Here is a 21726-nt window from a genome sequence, read left to right on the forward strand (position 1 = left end):
CAATCACACCTCTCAGCCCCCCCTGTTCTTGCTTTTTGCAGAGCTTAAACGGAATAATAACTTGCCTATCCCAAAGGAGAAAAACCATGGAGACGTTTACAGGCGGGTGTCTTTGCGGAAATCTGCGGTTTTCCGCTACGGGAAAGCCCTATCGGGTTGGTATTTGCCACTGCCTTGATTGTCGCAAACATCACGGCGCTCTTTTCCATGCATCAGCAATCTTTCCGCAGGAGGCTGTCACTGTCAGCGGTGATACCCGCAGCTATGCGGAGCGCTATTTTTGCCCGCAATGCGGCTCAACGGTCTTCGGGCGATCAGATGACGAAATTGAAATAAATCTGGGCTCACTTGATGAGCCGAACCAATTCATACCAACCTATGAATTATGGACTATTCGCCGTGAAGCATGGCTTCCGCCCTTCCCGCTTCAGAGGAAATATGAGCGAAACCGCACTTCTACGCGCCGTCAGTAAGAATAAAATCTGAGCCGTAAACTTCCGGATGTGCTATATTGAATTATACCCGCACATTCACGGAGGTCACGATGTTAATCCATGACATGCCCCGTCCGGAAGTTGAGGAAATGCTGCGCCATGTAGGCATCGGCTATCTGGCCTGTTCGGTTGAAGACAAGCCCTATGTAGTGCCGCTCCGTTTCATACACAGCAACGGTTATCTCTATTCCCTGACTTCCGAGGGGAAGAAAATGGAGCTCATGAGAGCCAACCGCAATGTATGCGTCAGCTTTTCAGATGTTCATGGCTCCAATAACTGGCGCTGTCTGGTTATTTCCGGTCATTTTGAGGAAATACCCAAATCCCTGAGCAAAGACAGCCTGTATTATCACGCACATGAGCTGCTGGCAGCCGGTGCGAACTGGTGGGAACCCGCATATGTCAAAACCATTTTGCGGGGTGAGGAACGGCCGTTAGAACCTTTATATTTCAGAATATCGGTTCTTGAAACGACCGGCCATCAAGCCCAGCCCTGAGAATGGCTGAATTATTCAGCGGCAACCATTGCCTGCGGCAGCGTAAAGATCATGTCAAAAATATACGTAAAAACAAACGTATAAATCAGGAAGAACAGCAAGAGCACAGCTTCCATCTGAAAGGCTTTCCAGAAGCCGACAGAATACCAGAACATATAAATCGGAATGATAATCACGAACAGGCCGAACTCAAATATGAAAGCATGGGCAATACGTACCCAGACACTGCGTCCGGTTGACTGACGGCGTGCCTCCCATTTCTCAAACATGAGATTAAATGTGTAATTCCACGTCACAGCGATGAGAGAAACGGCAACAGCAACCGGCAGAGAGCCCTGCGCATCGCCGCCGCTCAAAAACATCAGCAGCAAAGTTGAAGCGGCGATCGCAATAAGTTCAAAAGTACCGACATAGACAATACGCCGCTTAAGCGGTTTAAGCACGAACATAGACAGCTCCTGAGCAGAATATGTCGCATTCACTGCGCCCGCTCTGCTCGTTCTGGATTCTCGGATGCGCATGCCACAAAGCGTTAAATGTATCCGTTTAACGGGGACACATCCTGAAAATCTGACTTGTGAGCCGGCACGCCCCGGCACTCATAAAAACGGGAAAAAATCAGCAGATCGCGGTTTTCCATCTGCGAAATTGAGAAATAAGAGCCTCAACCGGATATGTCAACAGATGAGCCGTTACTAATTAGATCAAGCTAAATTGAATAAAGTAATGTGCGGACAAAATTTTGATCGCCCGCACATCCTTCAAACACGTATAAACAACAAAATTAACTCGTCACCTCGGAACGATGATAAGTGACCTGCGGATAAGGAATGTTAATGCCCTCATCGCTGAATGCGGATTTTACCCGTTCCGTTGTCGTGTTGCTGACCGTGAAATAATTCGGCGCTTCAATCCAGTAACGGCAACTGATAACCACAGAACTGTCTGCCAGCTGGGAGACAAAATAAATCGGCTCTGGTGTTTTCAGCACGCCTTTTTGTTCGGAAATAATGGTTTTGAGAATAGTGAAGGCTTTTTGCACATCATCCTCATAACCAATCCCGACTTTAAAATCGTGCATACGGGCTTTGTGGCGGGTGAAATTGGTAACCGGCGTGTTCCAGAGAACCGAATTGGGTGCCATAACGAACAACCCGTCATAGGTTTTCAGCTCTGTCGAAAACAGTCCGATTTCCTGAACAGTACCGGCAATTGCACCCGCATTAATATATTCACCGACTTTGAAAGGGCGCAAAACCAGTAGCATAATACCGGCAGCAATATTCTGTAATGTGCCTTGCAATGCCAGGCCGATAGCCAGACCAACCGCACCTAATGCGGCGAGAATTGAAGCAGTCTGGATACCGAACTGCCCCAGCACCATCACCAGAACGACAACCAGAATGCCATAGCGAACAGATGCGCTGAAAAACACAACGAGCGTCTGGTCGAAGCCTTTGAATTTGGAAAGGGATTGCCGCGTCCAACGCTGCAAAATCCCTGCGATAATCCAGCCAACGCTGAGGATGATAATCGCGCCGATTGTTGAAAGCGAATAACTTAAAACGAGATTGGAAATCTGGATGGCAAGGGCATTGGTATTTTGAATAAATTCAGCTGTCTGTTCCTGCATGTGTCATCTTCAGTTTAATGTTTGATAGCAGCGAAAATGGTGAAATAGCTCTTTATCCGTCAATAATTTAATGCACCAGAGGTTTAAGACAAGAGAATATCGCGGAAATCACTGCGAGTACGGGCACATAATTTGTTTCAGCCTGAAATTCTGAAATGCTGAATATATTTCGCGGAAAAAGACATCATGGAATAACGGCACATGTCATGTTAAAAATTGCGAATATCTTCCGTGAACAGGATAGCCAATGCCTGACGCATTATTAAACAACCGTGATGCGCGCCGTCTTTTTCTTCACCGGCATCAGCTTTTATGTCGTGAAACCGGAACGGGTAAAGGTGCGGATCTGTCCGGTGTTTTAACAGATCTCGGCTTTGTGCAGGTCGATAGTGTGAATACACTTGCGCGGGCGCATGATTTTATTTTGTGGTCGCGCCGCAGCCGCTATCAGCCCGAAGCACTCAACAAGCTGATTGCCACTGAACGCAATGCATTTGAACATTGGACCCATGATGCTGCAATCATTCCCATGCAGTTTTTTCCGATGTGGCGCTTGAAATTTGCCCGTGACGAAGCCCGTATGAAGCAAAGATGGTCAAGCTGGCGACAGGACGGCTGGGCTTCGCAGTTTGATGAAATATTGGGTCATGTTGAAAAGCACGGGCCAACCACCTCCTCCGATGTCCGTGGCGACACCCCTGTCTCATCCGGCGGCTGGTGGAACTGGCATCCTTCAAAAACCGCTTTGGAATTTTTGTGGCGTTCAGGGCGGCTGTCGATCAGCCACCGAGAAGGTTTTCGTAAGTTTTACGATCTGACGGAGCGGGTCATACCGGAACCGTTTCAACGCTCGCAACTGCATGAAGCAGAGATAATTGACTGGGCAATGTCCGCATCGATGGATCGTCTGGGCTTTGCAACGCATGGTGAACTTGCTGCATTCTTTGACATTGCAACACGCGAAGAGGCAAAACAATGGTGCGTGGAAGCCACAGCTGCGGGTCGTCTCATCGAGCTTGATGTCGAAATGGCTGACGGCTCTCTGCGGCGTTGCTACTCCACAGAGACACTTCTGAGTTCCGTGTCTGACTTGCCAGAACCATCATCACGTGTGCGGATATTATCGCCTTTTGACCCTGCCCTGCGTGATCGGGCACGGGCTGAAAAACTGTTCGGGTTCTATTATCGTATTGAAATATTTGTACCGGCACCGAAACGCCAATATGGCTATTATGTATTTCCGGTCATGCAAGGTGACAGGCTTATTGGCCGTATCGATGCGAAGCGGGAGGATAAAAAGCTCGTCATTACGGCATTCTGGCCGGAACAAAGCATCAAAATGGGTAAAAACCGCATTACAGCGTTACAGGCCGAACTGGAACGCATCGTATCCTTTCTGAAGCTGACAGAACTATCTTACCAGCCGGACTGGTTGCGGAATTAGCACTGCATCACGCCGTTCCTGCAGAAGATTGACGGCTGATTGCCTGTGCAACCCGTGAGGATGGCGAGCGATCAAGCTGCGTGCTGATCCAGACGGCGCAATCCACCAGCTGTTTCAGGTCGATACCGGTTTCCACACCCGTCCGGTTAAACAGCCAGACCAGATCTTCAGTTGCCACATTACCCGTAGCGCCCGCCGCATAGGGGCAGCCGCCCAGCCCTGCGACTGAGGCATCGAAAGTTCTTACGCCCGAGGCATAGGCCGCCACGACATTAGCCACGCCCATGCCATAAGTATCGTGAAAATGTCCGGCAAGCGCGGTAACTGGAACCTGCGCACCAACAGTTTCGATCAGTCGTTTAACACCATCCGGCACGCCGACACCAATAGTGTCGCCCAGACTGATTTCATAACAGCCCATATCGAACATCTCTTTGGAGATTTGCGCGACCCGTCGCGGATCAATCTCTCCTTCATAGGGACAGCCCAGCACACAAGAGACATAGCCGCGTATTTTTAGTCCCAGTTTCAGAGCCTGTTCTGTCACCGGCGCGAAACGTTCCAGCGATTGCGCAATACTGGCATTGATATTCTTGCGGCTGAAAGACTCCGAAGCCGCAGCAAAAATGGCAACCTCTTTTGCACCTGCGGCCACCGCATCCTCAAAGCCTTGCAAATTAGGCGTGAGCACCGAATAGGAAACACCTTCATGGATTTTCAGTCCGCTCATAACCGCCGACTGATCTGCCATTTGCGGTATCCATTTGGGCGATACGAAAGACGTCACCTCAATATTGCGCAAACCGGCCGCGACCAGACGCTCGATCAGTTCAAGTTTGACACCTGTACCAATGATCTGCTTTTCATTTTGCAGACCATCGCGCGGGCCGACTTCAACAATTCTGACACGCTCTCCCATTGTGATCTCCCGTCAGCTTACGCTGTTCTGCTTTCCTCAAGTCCCAATTCTTGCATCATCCGCTCGCGAATAATGTATTTTTGTATCTTACCTGTCACCGTCATCGGAAATTGATCGACGAATTTGACATGATGCGGAATCTTATAATGGGCAATCTGCCCCTCGCAGAAGGCGCGGACATCCTCTGCCGTCAACGCGGCATTGGAGCGTAGAATAATCCATGCGCAGACCACCTCGCCATATTTGCGATCAGGAACACCCACGATCTGCACATCCCTGATTGCAGGATGGCGAAACAGAAATTCCTCAACCTCACGGGGATAAATATTCTCGCCGCCACGGATAATAATATCCTTTATCCGCCCGACAATATTGCAATAGCCCTCAGCATCAATGGTTGCGAGGTCGCCACTATGCATCCAGCCGTCACAGTCTACCGCCTCATCAGTCTGGCGCTGATCGTCCCAATAGCCATCCATAACCAGATAACCACGCGTACAGAGTTCTCCCGACACACCACACGGCACAATCGCCCCGCTGTTATCAATAATCTTCACCTCGCAATGCGGCTGAACCCTGCCAACCGTTGAAACACGACGCTCAAGACTGTCATCAACACTGCTTTGAAACGACACCGGCGATGTTTCCGTCATGCCATAGGCGATTGTGATCTGCTTCATATGCATATGCTCGATCACACGCTTCATCACCTCAACCGGACAGGGACTGCCCGCCATGATACCGGTGCGCAGGCTTGAAACATCGAATGTTGCAAAGTCAGGATGATCGAGGATGCTGATGAACATTGTCGGCACACCATATAATGCGCAGCAATGCTCGTTCTGCACGGCCCTCAGCACAGCTAAAGGTTCAAAAGACTCCGTCGGATAGACCATCGTCGCACCATGTGTGAGGCAACCGAGATTACCCATCACCATTCCGAAACAATGATAAAGCGGTACGGGAATGCACAGCCTGTCACGACTTTGTAGCCGGATTGCATCGCCGACAAACCGTCCATTATTGAGAATATTACGATGCGTGAGTGTCGCCCCTTTCGGCGAGCCGGTTGTGCCTGAGGTAAATTGAATATTAATGGGATCATTCGCTACGAGACCCGCACAGATCTGCTGCAATGCGTCCAGCTCTGCCACTTCCGGCACAACAAGCAGATCGTCGAAATTAATCATGCCGGATGTTTTGTCTGTGCCGAGGCGTATAACCCATCGCAATTGCGGGAAGCGTTCTGTGTGCAGATTATACGGGTCTGAAACAGGGATTTCCGGCGCTAATTCGCAGAGCATAGCGATATAATCGCTGCTTTTAAAACGAGGAGACAGGATAATCGCCCTGCATGCCACCTTGCTGATTGCAAAAGCAAGCTCGGTCAGACGATAGGCCGGATTGATATTGACGAGGATCAGACCCGCTTTTGCCGTGGCAAATTGTGTTAAAACCCATTCGGCACTATTGGGCGACAGGATCGCAACCCGATCTCCTTTTTTCAACCCAAGGCGCAACAAACCGCAGGCCAGCGCATCCACTTTTTGACGGAGTTCGGCATAGGTCAGCCTTATATTCTGATGCACTGAGATCAGGGCATCAACATCCGGATATCGCAAACAGGTTTCATCGAAAAACTGGCCGATTGTGGCTTCTATCAGCGGATGTTCTGTCGCGCCTTTCACCAAGCTCAGTTTTTCTGTCACTTTCATTCCTCCTGTGAGGTCAGCGCAAGCTGCTCCTTTGCCTCTCCGTCTGCTGGCTCAAAATCAGCCAGCTCTGTGCCTTCATTAACCTGATCGCCGACAGCACAGCGGAAGGCTTTCACATAGCCCGCACTTGGTGCGGTTATTTTGAATTCCATTTTCATGGCCTCAACGATCAGAAGCGGCGTGCCTTTTGGAACCTGCTGCCCCTCTTCCACCAGCAAAGCCGTAATACTGCCGGGCATGGGTGCCACAAGTTCGTCATGAACAGCTGTATGTTCCGGCGACACATCCAGCGGATCAAGCCATTCCGGCTTCCAGTTTTGCCCGTCCGTGAAGAGGTGGATGAAATTGCCTGATCTGACCGCCGTGAATGTTTTACGCAGCCCGTCGATCTCGGCAGTAATGCGTTTATCTTTGTCTTGTCGACCGGAAGCGACAACATCCATTGAGCCTGTCTGCAACCGGTATCCTGTGCTCAGATAGGTCACAGAGACAATGTGCTGTGCCGCGCCATAGCGGAAAGTCAGATCACGCCTGACCTGCGTATTGAGCCGGAAACCATCGCGCCGTTGCAAGAAAGAGGTAAGCGGAGTCTCATCAGCCTCTTGCAACAATTGCGCCAGTGCCGCTAACAGAAACACTACAGCAGGTGGTTCCTGCACTTCTGGAAAGAGCGCCGCAGTTTCTCGTTCAATCAGTCCCGTATCAAGATCAGCCTGCACAAAGGAACGGCAACGCACGAGACGCGACAGAAATTCAATATTGCTGGCAATGCCCGCAATCTGCATATCGGCCAGTGCACGTTCCATGCGCCGCAGGGCTTTGTCACGTGTTTCATCCCAGACAATCAGCTTAGCGATCATCGGATCATAAAACCGGCTGATCGCATCTCCCTCTTCAACACCTGCATCAACACGCACATGAGCATTCTCTTCGGGCAGATGAAAATGCATGAGCTTGCCCGTTGACGGTAAAAATCCGGCTGACGGATCTTCCGCATAGATACGCGCTTCTATGGCATGACCGGAGTGGGACAAATCCTCCTGCGTAACAGGCAGTTTCTCACCACTCGCGACGCGCAACTGCCATTCCACAAGATCAAGACCGGTTATCATTTCCGTGACCGGATGCTCCACCTGAAGGCGGGTATTCATCTCCATGAAATAAAATTGCCCGTCAGGCGCAACGATAAATTCGACCGTGCCCGCGCCACTATAATGCACTGCGCGCGCCGCATCTGTGGCGGCCTTGCCCATGATGCGGCGCTGCTGTGCGGAAAAATGCGGCGCCGGCGCTTCTTCAACGATCTTCTGGTGTCTGCGTTGCACCGAGCAATCCCGCTCAAACAACGAGACATAATTGCCGTGATTGTCGCCGAAAATCTGAATTTCAATATGGCGCGGACGGGTAATATAGCGCTCGATCAGCACATGATCGTCGCCAAAAGCCGATTGCGCCTCACGCTGACAGGCAAGCAGGTCCTGCGTAAAATCCTCAGACCTTTCAACAAGCCGCATGCCTTTGCCGCCACCGCCTGCCGATGCCTTAATGAGAACAGGATAGCCGATTGCATTAGCTTCGAGCTGTAGCTTTTCAGGGGTCTGATCTTCCCCGTGATAACCGGGGATCAGCGGAATGCCCGCAGCGCCCATCAGTTTTTTCGCCTGCGACTTCAAACCCATAACGCGGATGGCCTCAACCGGCGGGCCGATAAAGACAAGACCGGCCTGCGCACAGGCAAGACAAAAAGCTTCATTCTCCGAGAGAAATCCATAGCCGGGATGAATGACCTGTGCACCGGTGGCTTGCGCCGCAGCGATAATTTTTTCCCCATCGAGATAGGATTCTTTTGGCGGCGCAGCCCCGATATAAACGGCCTCATCCGCCAGCCGCACATGACGCGCCTGCACATCAGCATCTGAAAACACAGCAACCGTGCGGATGCCCATGCGGCGGGCAGTCTTGATAATGCGGCAGGCAATTTCGCCGCGATTGGCAATCAGAATTTTGTCAAACATCATCTGATCCTGTCCGGTTCATCCATGCCGGTGCCCGCTTATCGAGAAAAGCACTCAGGCCTTCACGGGCTTCCGCATTCATGCGCAGAGCAGCAATAGTATGCGCGGTTTCCTGCGCCAATGCATCGCCCATAATCTTGCCTGCAACATTGCGGATCAGCCGTTTTGCGGCGGCTTGTGCCTGCGGGCCGCCTTTCAGCAGAGCTGAAGTCAGATCATGAATTGCAGCATCGAGCGCCTCCGCTTCCGCCACTTCATGCACAAGGCCGATTTGCAGGGCTTTTGCAGCATCTATGCGCTCCGCGGTCAGAAAATAGCGTGAAGCCTGCCGTGCACCGATAGCCCGCAGCACATAGGGGCTGATAACCGCCGGAATAATGCCGAGCCGCACTTCGGATGTGGCAAAACTTGCCTGCGTTGAGGCAATACAAATATCGCAGGCAGCTGCTAGCCCCATGCCACCGCCCAATGCGGCTCCATGCACACGGGCGATTGTCGGCTTGGGTATCTCAGCAAGAATGCGGAACATCTGCGCCAGCTTTTCCGCATCGGCAAGATTGGCATCAAAACCGGCTTCACCCGCAGCTTTCATCCAGTTAAGGTCGCCGCCTGCGGAAAAGCTTTTGCCGCGACCGGCCAAAATTACAATACGGGTTTCATCATCCGCACCAAGCTCCGTAAAGGCCTGTGTCAGTTCGGCAATGAGCGCCGCGTCAAATGCATTATGCCGTTGCGGCCGGTTCATCCAGATAGTTGCCACAGAGTCGTCGCGGGTAATTTCCAAGGCTTCATACATGATTTGCCTCACATTCTGAAAAGACCGAATTTGGTTTCTTTCACCGGAGCATTCAGCGCTGCGGCCAGCGACAGGCCGAGAACGCGGCGGCTTTGGGCTGGGTCAATAATGCCGTCATCCCAAAGGCGGGCTGTGGCATAATAAGGATTGCCCTGCGTTTCATATTGCTCGCGGATCGGCGCCTGAAATGCCTCTTCATCCGCAGTGCTCCAGCTTTCTCCGCGCGCTTCCAGGGCATCGCGGCGCACACGGGCGAGCACGCTTGCCGCCTGTTCTCCGCCCATCACCGAAATGCGGCTATTCGGCCATGTCCACAGAAAGCGCGGCGAATAGGCTCTGCCACACATACCGTAATTGCCGGCACCAAAAGAGCCGCCGATCAGCATTGTGATTTTAGGAACCTGCGCCGTTGCCACCGCTGTCACCATTTTCGCGCCGTCTTTGGCAATGCCGTTATTCTCGTATTTTCGCCCGACGATAAAACCCGCAATATTTTGCAGAAAAACCAACGGAATATGCCGCTGCGCGCAAAGCTCAATAAAATGCGCACCTTTCTGCGCGGATTCACCGAACAGAATACCATTATTGGCAATAAGCCCGACCGTTGCGCCATAGAGTTGCGCAAAACCGGTCACAAGCGTCGCACCATACCGCGTCTTGAACTCATCGAACCGTGAGCCGTCAACCAGCCGCGCAATCACCTCGCGGACATCATAAGGGTGGCGTGGATTTGCAGGAATAATGCCGTAGAGCTCCTCCGGCGGATAGAGTGGTTCCTCACCGCCATTGAGCAGATCAGGCCTTGCCGTCATATTCAGATTGGCAATAATACGACGGGCGATTGCCAGTGCATGGGCATCATTTTCCGCAAGATAATCGGCCACACCGGACTGGCTTGTATGCACATCGGCACCGCCCAGTTCTTCTGCTGTGACCACTTCACCGGTTGCCGCTTTAACCAGTGGCGGCCCGCCTAAAAAGATGGTGCCCTGATTGCGCACGATAATCGTTTCATCAGACATTGCAGGCACATAAGCCCCGCCCGCCGTGCAGGAACCCATTACCACGGCAATCTGCGCAATGCCTTTTGCCGACATATTCGCCTGATTGTAAAAAATCCGGCCGAAATGCTCGCGATCGGCAAATACCTCATCCTGTCTCGGTAGATAGGCACCGCCAGAATCCACCAGATAGATGCAGGGCAAATAGTTCTGCTCGGCAATCTCCTGCGCACGCAGATGTTTTTTGACCGTGAGCGGATAATAGGTGCCGCCTTTGACCGTCGCATCATTGGCGATAATCATACATTGCGTGCCTGAAACGCAGCCGATACCGGCCACAAGACCGGCACTCGGCGCGTCATTGTCATAAAGACCGTTGGCGGCAAGTTGCCCGATTTCCAGAAAAACCGCACCGGCATCAAGCAGCAAATCAATACGCTCACGCGCTAACAATTTGCCCCGCGCCTTGTGCCGTGCCGATGCAGCCTCCCCGCCTCCGGCACAGGCAATCTGGCTGCGGCCACGCAGCTCCCCCACCAGAGCGCGCATGACAGCGTGATTAGCGGCAAATTCCTCACCATGCACATTGAGAGCAGTTTTCAGAACACTCATATTCATGCCCCGATTATCTGGTTTCAGCCATTAATTCCCGCCCGATCAGCATCCGGCGGATTTCTGAAGTCCCGGCACCGATTTCGTATAATTTGGCATCGCGCCACAGCCGTGCCGCGGCATAATCATTCGTATAGCCGCAACCGCCGAGTGTCTGGATTGTCTCTCCGGCCATCCATGTCGCTTTTTCTGCAGCATAAAGGATGGCGCTTGCCGCATCTTTGCGCATAGTTCGGGAATGGCCATTGCGGTCGCAGACCGCGCCAACGGCATAGACATAGGCGCGCACGGCCTGCCATGTGGAATACATATCGGCCAGCTTGCCCTGCATAAGCTGAAAACCGCCGATTGGCTGACCGAATTGCTTGCGCTCATGCATATAAGGCAGCGTAATATCCATACAGGCGGCCATGATACCAAGGGGGCCGCCACTCAGAACCACACGCTCATAATCAAGCCCGGACATCAGAACTTTAACACCGTTGCCCTCGCCCCCGAGCACATTTTCCGCAGGCACAAGGCAATTGTCGAAGAATAGCGGGAATGTGTTGGAGCCGCGCATACCGAGCTTATCAAGATGCGCGCCGTGGCTGAAACCGGCCATACCTTTTTCGACAAGAAAAGCAGTTATGCTCTCTGCCCCTTTGCCGGCGCCGGTTCTTGCATAAACAACCAGCACATCCGCATCGCCACCATTGGTAATCCACATTTTCGAGCCGTTGAGGCTATAATGGTCTGCCTGTTTCTGCGCCTGCAATTTCATTGACACAACATCAGAACCCGCATCCGGCTCGGACATTGCCAAAGCACCGACATGCTCTCCTGACATCAGCTTTGGCAAATATTTGGCTTTTTGCGCGGTGCTGCCGTTGCGACGGATTTGATTGACGCAAAGATTGGAATGGGCGCTGTAAGACAGGCCGACAGAGGCGGAGGCACGCGAAACCTCTTCCATCGCCACAATATGTGCCAGATAGCCCATGCCGGTGCCGCCGTCTTCTTCCGGTACGGTGAGGCCGAGCAATCCCATCGCCCCGAATTTCTTCCACAAATCGGCGGGAAATTGATTGCTGCTGTCGATATATGCCGCGCGGGGTGCAATTTCTGCCTCAGCGAATGCACGCACACTATCCCGCAGCTGGGCGATTTCCTCTCCCAAAAGGAAGTCAAGGCTTGGTGTCATCAACAACAGTCCTCCCAAACCGTTTTGCAGTTTGCCTATGTTGTACCATAAGCCGGTATCTGACTGGCCAGACAGGTTGCAAAATCGGCCATTTGGCTACAAACTACGGTCATGACGGATCAAATTTTGGCCTCATCTCACACAGGAAAAGCGGCAGCGGTCATCCCTGCGGCCTTTGTCCGTTGTATTTTGCAGGCCTACGTAAAATATGGGGCAGATCCTGCCGCCGCTCTGGAAAAGGTACAAATTCCGCCAGAAAGCTTTGCCGATGAGAACGGACGCGTCACACCGGATCAGTTTGAAGACCTGAACTGGGAGGCAATGCAGGAGCTTGATGATGAGGCTCTGGGCTGGTTTTCCCGCAAATTACCGTGGGGCACCTATGGTATGCTTTGCCGCGCCTCCCTTGGTGCCGCAACGCTTGGCATTGCCCTCCATCGCTGGAAGCGCCATCATCGCCTGCTCACGGATGATGTTCTGCTCAATCTCGATATTACCGATGGCATTGCCACGATCAGCATCACTGAGGCGCGGGATCTCGGGGCTTATCGCGAGTTCTGCCTCGTGACATTGCTGCGCTATGTTTTAGGCTTTGCCTGCTGGGCTATCGACGAGAGAATACCGCTGACAACCGCTGAGTTTCCCTATGCGGAACCACAACATGCCGATATTTATCCCAAGCTGTTCTCACCAAAGCTAAAGTTTTCAGCCTCAATCGCGCGTATCCAATTCAATGCAGTGTTTTTAGAACGCCCGCTGCAACGGGATGAGGCAGCAATTAACAGCATGCTCAAACGCGCTTTGCCGCTCACTGTTCTGCCCTATAAAAGTGAGCATCAACTGACAAGTCAGGTACGGCGCTTGTTGCGCATGGCAAAAAACTGCCTGCCGGCGGCAGAAGATGTGGCAAGTGTTTTCAACCTGTCGGTGCGCAGCTTGCACCGCCACCTCAGTGCGGAAGGAACATCTTTGCGCGCGCTGAAAGAACACGTGCAGACGGAACGCGCCAAAGAGCTGCTCGCACGCTCAACGCATCCGATCAAACGCGTGGCCTTCCTTGCCGGTTTCAGCAATGAAAAAAGTTTCTCCCGTGCATTCCGCAGCCGCACGAATGAAACGCCCAGTGCTTTCAGAAAAAAGTCCCAAACAGGGTGCTAAACCTGTAATTCCGGCAGGTTTGCATAAAGAGCTAATGCCTCAGGATTGGCCAGTGCTTCCTTGTTGTTAATTGGGCGACCGTGGACAACATCGCGTACCGCGATTTCAGCGATTTTTCCTGATTTCGTGCGTGGAATATCGGCGATTGCGATAATCTTTGCCGGTACATGACGCGGTGAAGCCCCCTTGCGGATGCGTTGCCTGATGTGTTCCTGCAAGGCATCATCAAGACTGGCACCTGCGGCAAGACGAACGAACAACACGATCCGCACATCATCCGCAAAGTTCTGGCCGATGCAGATTGCTTCGGCAATTTCCGGCATTTGCTCGACCTGATTATAAACCTCAGCGGTGCCGATCCGCACACCGCCCGGATTGAGCGTGGCATCAGAACGCCCGTGGATGATGATGCCGCCATGTTGCGTGAGTTCGGCAAAATCACCGTGACACCAAACATTTGCAAAACGGTCGAAATAGGCCGAGCGATATTTCTCACCAGTCGGATCATTCCAGAACCCTGTCGGCTGACAAGGAAAAGGTTTGGTACAGACAAGCTCGCCTTTGCCATGCATCAACGGCGTGCCGTCCGTGTCCCAAACGGCAACGGCCATGCCAAGACCTGCCCCCTGAATTTCACCACTCCACACCGGCAGAACCGGCACGCCCAACACAAAACAGGATACGATATCTGTACCGCCGGAGATGGAAGCAAGGTGGATATCCTGCTTAACAGACTGATAGATATAGGAGAAATTCTCCGGTGAAAGTGGTGATCCAGTAGAAAACACAGCACGCAGATGCGGCAAATGATGGCTGATCGCAGGTTCCAGCCCGCTTTTACGCAAAACATCAATATATTTAGCGGAAGTACCGAAATGGGTCATGTTTTCGGCCTGCGCATAGTCAAACAGCACATTGCCATCGGGATAAAAAGGCGACCCGTCATAGAGCAGCAGGGTCGCCCCCGCAGCCAGACCTGAAGCCAGCCAGTTCCACATCATCCAGCCGCAGGTCGTGAAATAGAACAGCCGGTCGCCCTGTTTAATATCCGCATGCAACCGATGTTCTTTGGCATGTTGCAGCAAGGTGCTGCCGGCAGAATGGACAATACATTTTGGTATGCCGGTGGTGCCCGATGAGAAGAGAATAAACAACGGATGGGCAAAAGGGAGTTGGTTGAACTGCAATTCTGATGGTGCGAATTGTTCCACAGCCTGATCGAAAGTCAGGCATTTTACCGGTGTACCATTTTGAATCTCGCGGGACACAGCTTCAGCAGTGCCCAGATAATCAACGATCAGCACCGCTTGCAGGGACGGCAATTGCGGCACAATCTGCTCTAATTTTTCACCGGTTGGCTGCGCCTTGCCATTATACCAATAGCCATCACAGGTGATGAACAGCTTGGGCAATATTTGCCCAAAACGATCCAGCACACCTTGTACACCGAAATCAGGCGAACAGGACGACCAGACAGCACCTATGGAAGCACAGGCCAGCATAGCGGCAATGCTTTGCGGCATATTGGGCAGCATGGCCGCCACGCGGTCACCGGCCTGCACACCTTGCGCCAACATGAACTGCTGTAATTGCGAGACCAGATCCCGCAACTGATCGCAGGACAGGCGTGAACGGACACGATCCTCACCACGAAATACCAGAGCATCATCACTGCCGGTTTTTTGCAGCAGGTTTTCAGCAAAATTCAGTTTCGCATCGGGAAAGAACCGCGCTGCCAGCATATTGTCGGCATTAATCAGAATGCGAGCGCCTTTATGGCCAATAATACCGCATTCATCCCAAATCAGAGGCCAGAACACTTCCGTCCGCTCAACAGACCAGTCATGCAATTGCTGATAGCTCTCAAGAGGTAAACCGCTGATACTCCGGGCTTTTACGGTAAAAGCGGTCAGATTTGCCTCAGCAATCTTTTGTGCCGATGGCTGCCATAAAGGCTCGGAACCAGCTCCGTTCGAATTAACACCTGTATTCATCCGGCTCTCCTCCCCAACACATTATCGCTGTTTTTGAGAGGAAGACAAAGTCTTGAGTGGACTTTCTCAAATGATGGCAGGTGTCTTATTTAGACAAAGTTTGATCACAAAAAATCGGTAATTAAGGTATCGCCCGTACTATAGAAGCAATAAATATTCATACAGCTAAATTCCCCTCACCTCACAAACCTTTGATTGAAATTATTAATAAATACTCTTTCTATCCCGCACCAAGATTACTCCCTATTAAATACCCCCCCAAAGAGGACTCTAAGTTTAAAGTTGCGGAGGAAGTGTGTCTGTATAGATTTCATCCACTCCGTAATATTTTAGTAAATCAAAGGTTTCTTGTGAGTTAATCGTATGAGCATACACACGGTGACCAGCCTGCTTCATCTTTTTTGCCAGATATGGGGCTCGATAATTAGGTACAGTTACTGCAAAAAATTTCATGCCTATTGTTGATTCAACGATACGATCGTCACTTTCACCCCAAGAATAAACTGTTAAAATAATATCTTTATAGCCCATATTTACGACTTCATCATACTCAGCAGTTTTATAAATTTGTGGAATAAAGCGATTAATATGATAAGGATATGCCTCTGCGATATAGGATAAAGCTGAAATACCATCCGTTTTGGTATCAGTTACAATTTTAGCGTGAGGATTATTATCAAGCCACACAATCAGGCTCTCCAAAGTACAATTTTTAAATTTATAATTGCCATCTACAAGTTCTAGAAACTCCTTATAGCTAGGTGCTTTATCAAGCTTTTTGCTAAAAACCTTTTGAGGATACCACTCCCAATCATGAGCACAAACGAGGTGTTTATCTGACGTAAAGATTAAATCTAACTCAAATAATTCATATTTAGATTTATTGGCATTGAGTGCATCAATGGAGTTACTGACATTATGACCGTTAAATGAGCCTCCCCCATGCGCGATGCGTAGTCTTTTAGGTATAGCTGAATCTTCTTTTGTAAATGACCATAATTCCCAGGTGCTACGTTCAGTTTCTTCAATGGCTTTATAAATCAGACTCTTAAGTTGCTGAGCATAAACGTCTTTCTCTGCTTGCATTTCAGCAAATAATCTGTCGTTGTTTTTTTTAAATTTTCGAAATTCATAATAATTAAGTGAACTTAAAATAAAAAACAAAGATATAATTGCAATTGTAAATTTTTTACTCATAATTACTACCCATTCATGTATATTCGAGCCATCATAACTTAACACAAAGGTAGCATTCATATTAATAATTAAACAAGTATAAATTTACATAAAACATATTTTTAGTTTATCACTGCTTATAATTAAGTAAAATTAGAAAGCATGACACCATAAACTATACAATTTTATTCAAGAATTATATTGAGACCTTTTGCCCTATCCGATCTATGTCAATTTCATGACAGTTACATGTCATGCAAAACATACGAATCCTCTCCCTCAAAAATATCTCATCAACATCAAAGAAGCAGATCTGGCCAACAAGCTTGTTTGCACTACTAACGATTGCTGCATTTATTGCTATTTCATTTTCATGGAAAAATGATGATATACTGAGCGTAAACTACAATTCAGTAATTTTCAGTGCAGTTCTATGTTTAATTTTTTTTAAATTACTACTATTATTATTTTCTCCATTATTGTGCTTCTCATTTATTTTAATATTAGCTGCAATTATAAGACATGCCTCAAATATAAAAGAGGAGAATACAAATGAACCTCTCATCTATGGCGACATCAGCCATATTAATCATATTGGCTTAGCATTGAAATTTATACCTACATATGCATTAATACTAGGTTTGATTTCTTTATTATTAATATCAACAATATTAATAAAGCAAGCAATTAAAAGAAAGAAAAATAAAACATCATTAAAAATCATAATATTATCATTAATTACACTTACTATATATAGCTCAGGTGAAATATCATCTTTAATTATAAAACAATCAAAGAATTTTGGAATTAAATATTATAGTTGGGACTGGAAATACAATGCCTTAGAGAATGGATTACTAATACACTTATTACAAACCAGCCTTCGCCCAAACCCCGTAAAGCTAACAAGAAATCAGACAGAGGAATTCACAAACTACATAAAACGAAGCGCAATTACGATCGATGCACCAAAGCTGTTTATCAACATTCTTTGTGAAGCTTGCTGGTATGATGAACACTTACTGAAAAATTCTTTTCAACCACTTATTGAATTAGGCGGGATAGAGATGCGCGGCATTTCACCAATATTCGGTGGCGGCACCCCAAATGCCAGCATTGAAATGTTAACTGGACTTCCAATAGTTAATCCAGCACTATCCGGTGTGGTGTACCAAGAGTATCGTGATTTCATAACTAACGAAACATCCACGTTACCCGCCCACCTACTAAACAATGGCATCCGTACATTTTCGGCACATAATTACACCAAAAAATTTTGGTTTAGAGAGGCTGTTGAACCTAAACTAGGCTTTGAAGCCTTCTTCGGCATTGAAGATATGAACCCAGAAGATAGATCAGGCGATTGGTATCCCCGAGACACAATCTTATACAACTTTACTCTACAAGAAATTTTGAAGCTAAATAATGAGCGAGCCTTCATTAATTTAGCTACAGTTTATACACATGGGCCTTTCGAGGAGCTGGACAATGACGGTGGAATTACAAACTATCAAAACAAAATTGATACCGCCATTAACGACATTGTTGACTTTATTAAAAAAGTAAAAACTGTCGAGCCGGGCGCTGTATTTTTAATTTATGGTGATCACAAACCATACCTGAAAGCTACAGAGAATTACAAGTCCCTATCAAGGCACGATAGAGGAGATATGCCGGTTCTTATTATAGATCCCAATATTGAACGCGCCAAAAAATTAAAAGTATCTACAAATAAAAAACCATTCTACTGTTATGCGACATCTGTATCCAGCATATATTATGGTATGAAGTTACCTATTGGCAAGTACACAGACGATGTTTGCGATGCATATAAACCAGATGACTATGAAATATTAAGTCGATCCATTCCAGCATGGGTTTACTCAGCGGCTTTATTTAATAAAACTATGAAACATTAATTATTGGTGGAGCCTGATTATAGCAACAACGTAATCAGGCTCTAATGACCTGCTTTAAACAGCATACACTTTTTAACCGCTTTTTTTACTTGAAACGGCGTGTTAAACATTATGTGCTTACAGAGAGTAGAGAAAAATATTTCAACTTAACGAGCTTATTTATGGAGTATTTTATTTTTCAGCTGAAGCACTTCCGGCTTGAAGCCGGAAGGTTCAAGGGAGGACTGGAAGTCCTTGACAGGGTTCCGGCTAAAGCCGGTACAAGCGGGCTTAATCCAATGTGATATTGTGATAATTGTCGGCTTTATGGGCATCGGCGTGGTTATCGATGTAGTGATTAATGATGTCCTCTGTGACATTGTCGGCAGTCGAGGAGAAAGAGCCCCGGCCCCAGAATTTACAGCCCCAATAGCGTTTTCGAATGGCTGGAAACTCTTGCTGTATTTTACGCGACGACCGGCCTTTGACGGCACGCACGAAATCGGAAACGGCAATGTGGGGTGGGATTTCCACAAACATGTGAACGTGGTCGCTGGACAAAACGCCGTTGAGGATGCGGACACCCATCTCTTCGGCAACATGGACAACAATCTCGCGTACCCGCAGTCTCAGATCGCCAGTCAGCACTTTAAAACGATATTTGGTAATCCAGACGATATGGTAACGGTGGTAAAAAACGGTGTGGCTGCTTGTGCTGTACTCTGGCATCGCGTTAAGTGCTCATCACGTGTGCTGGACACTTAACGCGATGCCAGAGGGCTGTATAGCCTGAAATCGTGCTCCCTATTTTACATGTCAGGGCGACAAAAACCTCGGCAAGTCAAGCGCTGAAGCGCATTTCCGGCTGGAAGCCGGAAGTCTGAACCAATTTGGGGACGATCAAAAATACTCACGCCATAAAAGAACCATGAGCTATGGATATTGATACATCCTAAGAAAATAATAATGGCCTCCCGAGTTAAATTCGGTAGCGATTAATGTTAATTGTGACAAAACCCGAATCCTTAAATGCTGCGAAAGTACACTGTGAAAAATATCTACATTACAGCATTACGCTCTATATATACAAACAGACGTATAATCCCCCCACTAACCAAGCGAGAGATATACGGTAGATATCAAGGCTCAATACTCGGATTACTATGGTCATTTTTGAATCCAATAATTATGCTCATAGTTTATACATTTGTATTCAGCGTGATTTTCAAAGCAAAATGGGGCGCGACAAGCGAATCACGCGTTGAATTTGCCATTATTTTATTTATTGGATTGATCATATACAACGTTTTCGCCGAAATGATCTCACGCTCACCATCTTTAATAACATCAAATGTCAACTTTGTTAAAAAAGTAGTATTTCCAATACAAGTTCTACCAATAATCGCACTAGGAACAACTATATTCCATATGGTGATTAGCTTTACTGTTTGGCTTATTGCGTATATTTTATTTTTCGGAATACCGAATTATACAATAATATATTTCCCTATTATTATTATACCGCTATGTTTATTCTCCTTAGGATTCTCATGGTTCTTAGCTTCACTGGGTGTATATTTAAGAGATTTAAGCCAGATAGTAGGTTTGTTTACTACCATACTCATGTTTTTATCTCCGATTTTTTACCCTATAACCGCGTTACCGCCAACATTTCAAAAAATTCTACACCTTAATCCTCTCACCTTCCTCATAGAAGAGGCAAGGAGCATTTTAATGTGGGGAAATACGCCCGATTGGCCTACATTATTATATGTGACACTAGCCTCAGTTATCGTTGCCTGCTTAGGCTTAGGCTGGTTCGAAAAAACAAAATCAGGTTTTGCAGATGTCCTCTAATCCAGCAATCGCCATCAACGGCCTTAGTAAATGCTTTCACATTTATAACCAACCACAAGACCGTCTTCTGCAGATGCTAAGAGGGCGCTCAAAAACATATTATCGTGAATTTTGGGCCCTTAATGACATTAATTTTGAAGTGATGCCAGGTGAAACAGTTGGCATTGTTGGCCAAAACGGCAGCGGAAAATCTACCCTTCTACAAATAATTTGCGGAACTCTCAGCCCCACCCTTGGTGAAGTGAAAACTTCAGGACGGATAGCAGCTCTACTCGAGCTTGGAGCTGGATTTAATCCAGAGTTTACTGGCCGACAAAATGCAATCCTAAATGCACAAATACTAGGATTGGAAATAGATGAAATTAATGAACGCATGCCCGAAATTGAAAGCTTCGCGAATGTAGGTGAGTTTTTTGATAGGCCCGTAAAAACATACTCAAGTGGTATGTACGTGCGTGTAGCTTTCGCTGTCCAAGCCTGCGTTACGCCAGATATATTAATTGTCGATGAGGCGCTTGCTGTAGGCGATGAAAAATTTCAACGTAAATGTTATGATCGCTTTGAAGAGCTAAGGGATCAGGGCACGTCCATATTATTTGTAACGCATTCCACAACAGCTATCGAACGATTTTGTCAAAGAGCCGTATTATTACACAAAGGTAACGTTCATGGTGTCGGACCAAGCAATCAAATTGTAGATCAATATCATGCGTTGCTTTATTCGGATGAAAAATCCTACTTAAAACATATGAACAGCCTAACACAAAGTAATCAAGAGGATAATTATACTAAACGAAATAATCATATAGATGAGGATAATGACTACACTGCCACATCAAAAGCTCTAGCGAATATTACAGAGGTTTGCCTTACGAATGAAGAAGAGGTAATTTGTGATGTATTCGCTCCTGAAGACATAGTAAAACTAAAATCTTCATTTCATGCCAATGCGGACATCAGTGAAATACAAGTCGGATTAAGCATTAAAACCGTAGAGGGCGTGCATGCCTACGGTACTAGTACGCTATACAAAGATAAAAATATTTTAGACATTAAAAAAGGTCAAACAATAACAACTGAATTTAAGTTTGGCTTAAATCTGGCGCCCGGAACTTATTTTATATCTATAGCTATTGCTAAACCCGTTTCAAGAACATCTATGACCTATGTAGACAAACGGAGTGATGTCCTCATTCTAAAAGTTGCAGATCATAGAGCTCAATCTACTGGCATAGCTTATATGTCTGCCGAAATCAGTGAGAGTCGTAAGAATGGCTAATATTCTTGTTGTATCTGACTATTTCAATGGTGGCGGACTGGAAACGCAAATCTGC

General features: G+C 48.0%; 18 protein-coding genes. 7 read left to right on the forward strand and 11 right to left on the reverse strand.

Annotated elements, in window-relative coordinates:
* The first annotated feature begins 86 nt into the window (after positions 1-86).
* Positions 87-473: a GFA family protein gene (locus tag K1X45_RS02435; RefSeq protein WP_220159719.1), complete on the forward strand. Its 387-nt coding sequence runs from the start codon at positions 87-89 to the stop codon at positions 471-473.
* 38 nt (positions 474-511) lie between these two features.
* Complete coding sequence (locus K1X45_RS02440) at positions 512-991, forward strand: pyridoxamine 5'-phosphate oxidase family protein (RefSeq protein WP_022711820.1); 480 nt, start codon at positions 512-514, stop codon at positions 989-991.
* Between the two features lie 11 nt (positions 992-1002).
* On the opposite strand, the gene K1X45_RS02445 is transcribed toward K1X45_RS02440, so the two are convergent.
* Both K1X45_RS02445 and K1X45_RS02450 read right to left on the reverse strand, forming a co-directional pair.
* Positions 1003-1440: a PACE efflux transporter gene (locus K1X45_RS02445; protein WP_116087301.1), complete on the reverse strand. Its 438-nt coding sequence runs from the start codon at positions 1438-1440 to the stop codon at positions 1003-1005.
* Positions 1441-1775: 335 nt separating this feature from the next.
* On the reverse strand, positions 1776-2624 hold the full coding sequence (locus tag K1X45_RS02450; RefSeq protein ID WP_022711822.1) for a mechanosensitive ion channel family protein: 849 nt from the start codon (positions 2622-2624) through the stop codon (positions 1776-1778).
* Between the two features lie 247 nt (positions 2625-2871).
* On the opposite strand from K1X45_RS02450, the gene K1X45_RS02455 reads away from it, so the two are divergent.
* Positions 2872-4068 carry a winged helix-turn-helix domain-containing protein gene (locus K1X45_RS02455; protein WP_220159720.1) on the forward strand — a complete coding sequence of 399 codons (1197 nt, stop codon included), beginning with the start codon at positions 2872-2874 and terminating at the stop codon, positions 4066-4068.
* A 7-nt stretch (positions 4069-4075) separates the two neighbouring features.
* Here K1X45_RS02455 and K1X45_RS02460 read toward each other — a convergent pair whose 3' ends face one another.
* Genes K1X45_RS02460 through K1X45_RS02485 form a run of 6 tightly spaced genes read right to left on the reverse strand, consistent with a single transcriptional unit; the run spans position 4076 to position 12309 of the window.
* On the reverse strand, positions 4076-4987 hold the full coding sequence (locus tag K1X45_RS02460; RefSeq protein WP_304650887.1) for a hydroxymethylglutaryl-CoA lyase: 912 nt from the start codon (positions 4985-4987) through the stop codon (positions 4076-4078).
* A 17-nt stretch (positions 4988-5004) separates the two neighbouring features.
* Positions 5005-6696 (reverse strand): AMP-binding protein, encoded by a 1692-nt coding sequence (locus K1X45_RS02465; protein ID WP_370627057.1) that lies wholly within the window; start codon positions 6694-6696, stop codon positions 5005-5007.
* A gap of 2 nt (positions 6697-6698) precedes the next feature.
* Positions 6699-8717, reverse strand: a complete 2019-nt coding sequence (locus K1X45_RS02470; RefSeq protein ID WP_220160361.1) for an acetyl/propionyl/methylcrotonyl-CoA carboxylase subunit alpha — start codon at positions 8715-8717, stop codon at positions 6699-6701.
* Positions 8710-9513 (reverse strand): enoyl-CoA hydratase/isomerase family protein, encoded by an 804-nt coding sequence (locus tag K1X45_RS02475; RefSeq protein ID WP_220159722.1) that lies wholly within the window; start codon positions 9511-9513, stop codon positions 8710-8712. Before K1X45_RS02475 ends, K1X45_RS02470 begins: the two co-directional genes overlap by 8 nt.
* Positions 9514-9521: 8 nt before the next feature.
* Positions 9522-11132 (reverse strand): carboxyl transferase domain-containing protein, encoded by a 1611-nt coding sequence (locus K1X45_RS02480; RefSeq protein ID WP_370627058.1) that lies wholly within the window; start codon positions 11130-11132, stop codon positions 9522-9524.
* Between the two features lie 7 nt (positions 11133-11139).
* Entirely contained in the window at positions 11140-12309 is a 1170-nt protein-coding gene (locus K1X45_RS02485) for an isovaleryl-CoA dehydrogenase (protein WP_304650888.1), read from the reverse strand.
* A 126-nt stretch (positions 12310-12435) separates the two neighbouring features.
* On the opposite strand from K1X45_RS02485, the gene K1X45_RS02490 reads away from it, so the two are divergent.
* Complete coding sequence (locus K1X45_RS02490) at positions 12436-13467, forward strand: AraC family transcriptional regulator (RefSeq protein ID WP_255560485.1); 1032 nt, start codon at positions 12436-12438, stop codon at positions 13465-13467.
* Here K1X45_RS02490 and K1X45_RS02495 read toward each other — a convergent pair.
* Together K1X45_RS02495 and K1X45_RS02500 are read right to left on the reverse strand one after the other, a co-directional pair.
* On the reverse strand, positions 13464-15461 hold the full coding sequence (locus tag K1X45_RS02495) for an acetoacetate--CoA ligase (protein WP_220159726.1): 1998 nt from the start codon (positions 15459-15461) through the stop codon (positions 13464-13466). The genes K1X45_RS02490 and K1X45_RS02495 overlap by 4 nt on opposite strands.
* 276 nt (positions 15462-15737) lie before the next feature.
* Entirely contained in the window at positions 15738-16658 is a 921-nt protein-coding gene (locus K1X45_RS02500; RefSeq protein ID WP_220159727.1) for a glycerophosphodiester phosphodiesterase family protein, read from the reverse strand.
* 233 nt (positions 16659-16891) lie between these two features.
* On the opposite strand from K1X45_RS02500, the gene K1X45_RS02505 reads away from it, so the two are divergent.
* On the forward strand, positions 16892-18556 hold the full coding sequence (locus tag K1X45_RS02505) for a sulfatase-like hydrolase/transferase (protein WP_220159728.1): 1665 nt from the start codon (positions 16892-16894) through the stop codon (positions 18554-18556).
* Between the two features lie 270 nt (positions 18557-18826).
* Here K1X45_RS02505 and tnpA read toward each other — a convergent pair whose 3' ends face one another.
* On the reverse strand, positions 18827-19264 hold the full coding sequence (gene tnpA, locus K1X45_RS02510; RefSeq protein ID WP_220159729.1) for an IS200/IS605 family transposase: 438 nt from the start codon (positions 19262-19264) through the stop codon (positions 18827-18829).
* Positions 19265-19582: 318 nt separating this feature from the next.
* Here tnpA and K1X45_RS02515 point away from each other — a divergent pair, with 318 nt between their 5' ends.
* Both K1X45_RS02515 and K1X45_RS02520 read left to right on the forward strand, forming a co-directional pair.
* Positions 19583-20392, forward strand: a complete 810-nt coding sequence (locus K1X45_RS02515) for an ABC transporter permease (RefSeq protein WP_255560486.1) — start codon at positions 19583-19585, stop codon at positions 20390-20392.
* Positions 20382-21671, forward strand: a complete 1290-nt coding sequence (locus K1X45_RS02520) for an ABC transporter ATP-binding protein (protein WP_220159731.1) — start codon at positions 20382-20384, stop codon at positions 21669-21671. Before K1X45_RS02515 ends, K1X45_RS02520 begins: the two co-directional genes overlap by 11 nt.
* Positions 21672-21726 lie beyond the last annotated feature (55 nt).

The sequence above is a fragment of the Pseudochrobactrum sp. Wa41.01b-1 genome, assembly GCF_019464455.1.
Classification (GTDB): Bacteria; Pseudomonadota; Alphaproteobacteria; order Rhizobiales; family Rhizobiaceae; genus Pseudochrobactrum; species Pseudochrobactrum saccharolyticum.

What these genes read in the sequence shown, in the direction of transcription:
- K1X45_RS02435 (WP_220159719.1), top strand. Translation starts at nt 87, where the DNA reads ATGGAGACGTTTACAGGCGGGTGTCTTTGCGGAAATCTGCGGTTTTCC.
- K1X45_RS02445 (WP_116087301.1), bottom strand. Translation starts at nt 1,440, where the DNA reads ATGTTCGTGCTTAAACCGCTTAAGCGGCGTATTGTCTATGTCGGTACT.
- K1X45_RS02450 (WP_022711822.1), bottom strand. Translation starts at nt 2,624, where the DNA reads ATGCAGGAACAGACAGCTGAATTTATTCAAAATACCAATGCCCTTGCC.
- K1X45_RS02455 (WP_220159720.1), top strand. Translation starts at nt 2,872, where the DNA reads ATGCCTGACGCATTATTAAACAACCGTGATGCGCGCCGTCTTTTTCTT.
- K1X45_RS02460 (WP_304650887.1), bottom strand. Translation starts at nt 4,987, where the DNA reads ATGGGAGAGCGTGTCAGAATTGTTGAAGTCGGCCCGCGCGATGGTCTG.
- K1X45_RS02470 (WP_220160361.1), bottom strand. Translation starts at nt 8,717, where the DNA reads ATGTTTGACAAAATTCTGATTGCCAATCGCGGCGAAATTGCCTGCCGC.
- K1X45_RS02475 (WP_220159722.1), bottom strand. Translation starts at nt 9,513, where the DNA reads ATGTATGAAGCCTTGGAAATTACCCGCGACGACTCTGTGGCAACTATC.
- K1X45_RS02480 (WP_370627058.1), bottom strand. Translation starts at nt 11,132, where the DNA reads ATGAATATGAGTGTTCTGAAAACTGCTCTCAATGTGCATGGTGAGGAA.
- K1X45_RS02485 (WP_304650888.1), bottom strand. Translation starts at nt 12,309, where the DNA reads ATGACACCAAGCCTTGACTTCCTTTTGGGAGAGGAAATCGCCCAGCTG.
- K1X45_RS02495 (WP_220159726.1), bottom strand. Translation starts at nt 15,461, where the DNA reads ATGAATACAGGTGTTAATTCGAACGGAGCTGGTTCCGAGCCTTTATGG.
- K1X45_RS02500 (WP_220159727.1), bottom strand. Translation starts at nt 16,658, where the DNA reads ATGAGTAAAAAATTTACAATTGCAATTATATCTTTGTTTTTTATTTTA.
- K1X45_RS02505 (WP_220159728.1), top strand. Translation starts at nt 16,892, where the DNA reads ATGCAAAACATACGAATCCTCTCCCTCAAAAATATCTCATCAACATCA.
- tnpA (WP_220159729.1), bottom strand. Translation starts at nt 19,264, where the DNA reads ATGCCAGAGTACAGCACAAGCAGCCACACCGTTTTTTACCACCGTTAC.
- K1X45_RS02520 (WP_220159731.1), top strand. Translation starts at nt 20,382, where the DNA reads ATGTCCTCTAATCCAGCAATCGCCATCAACGGCCTTAGTAAATGCTTT.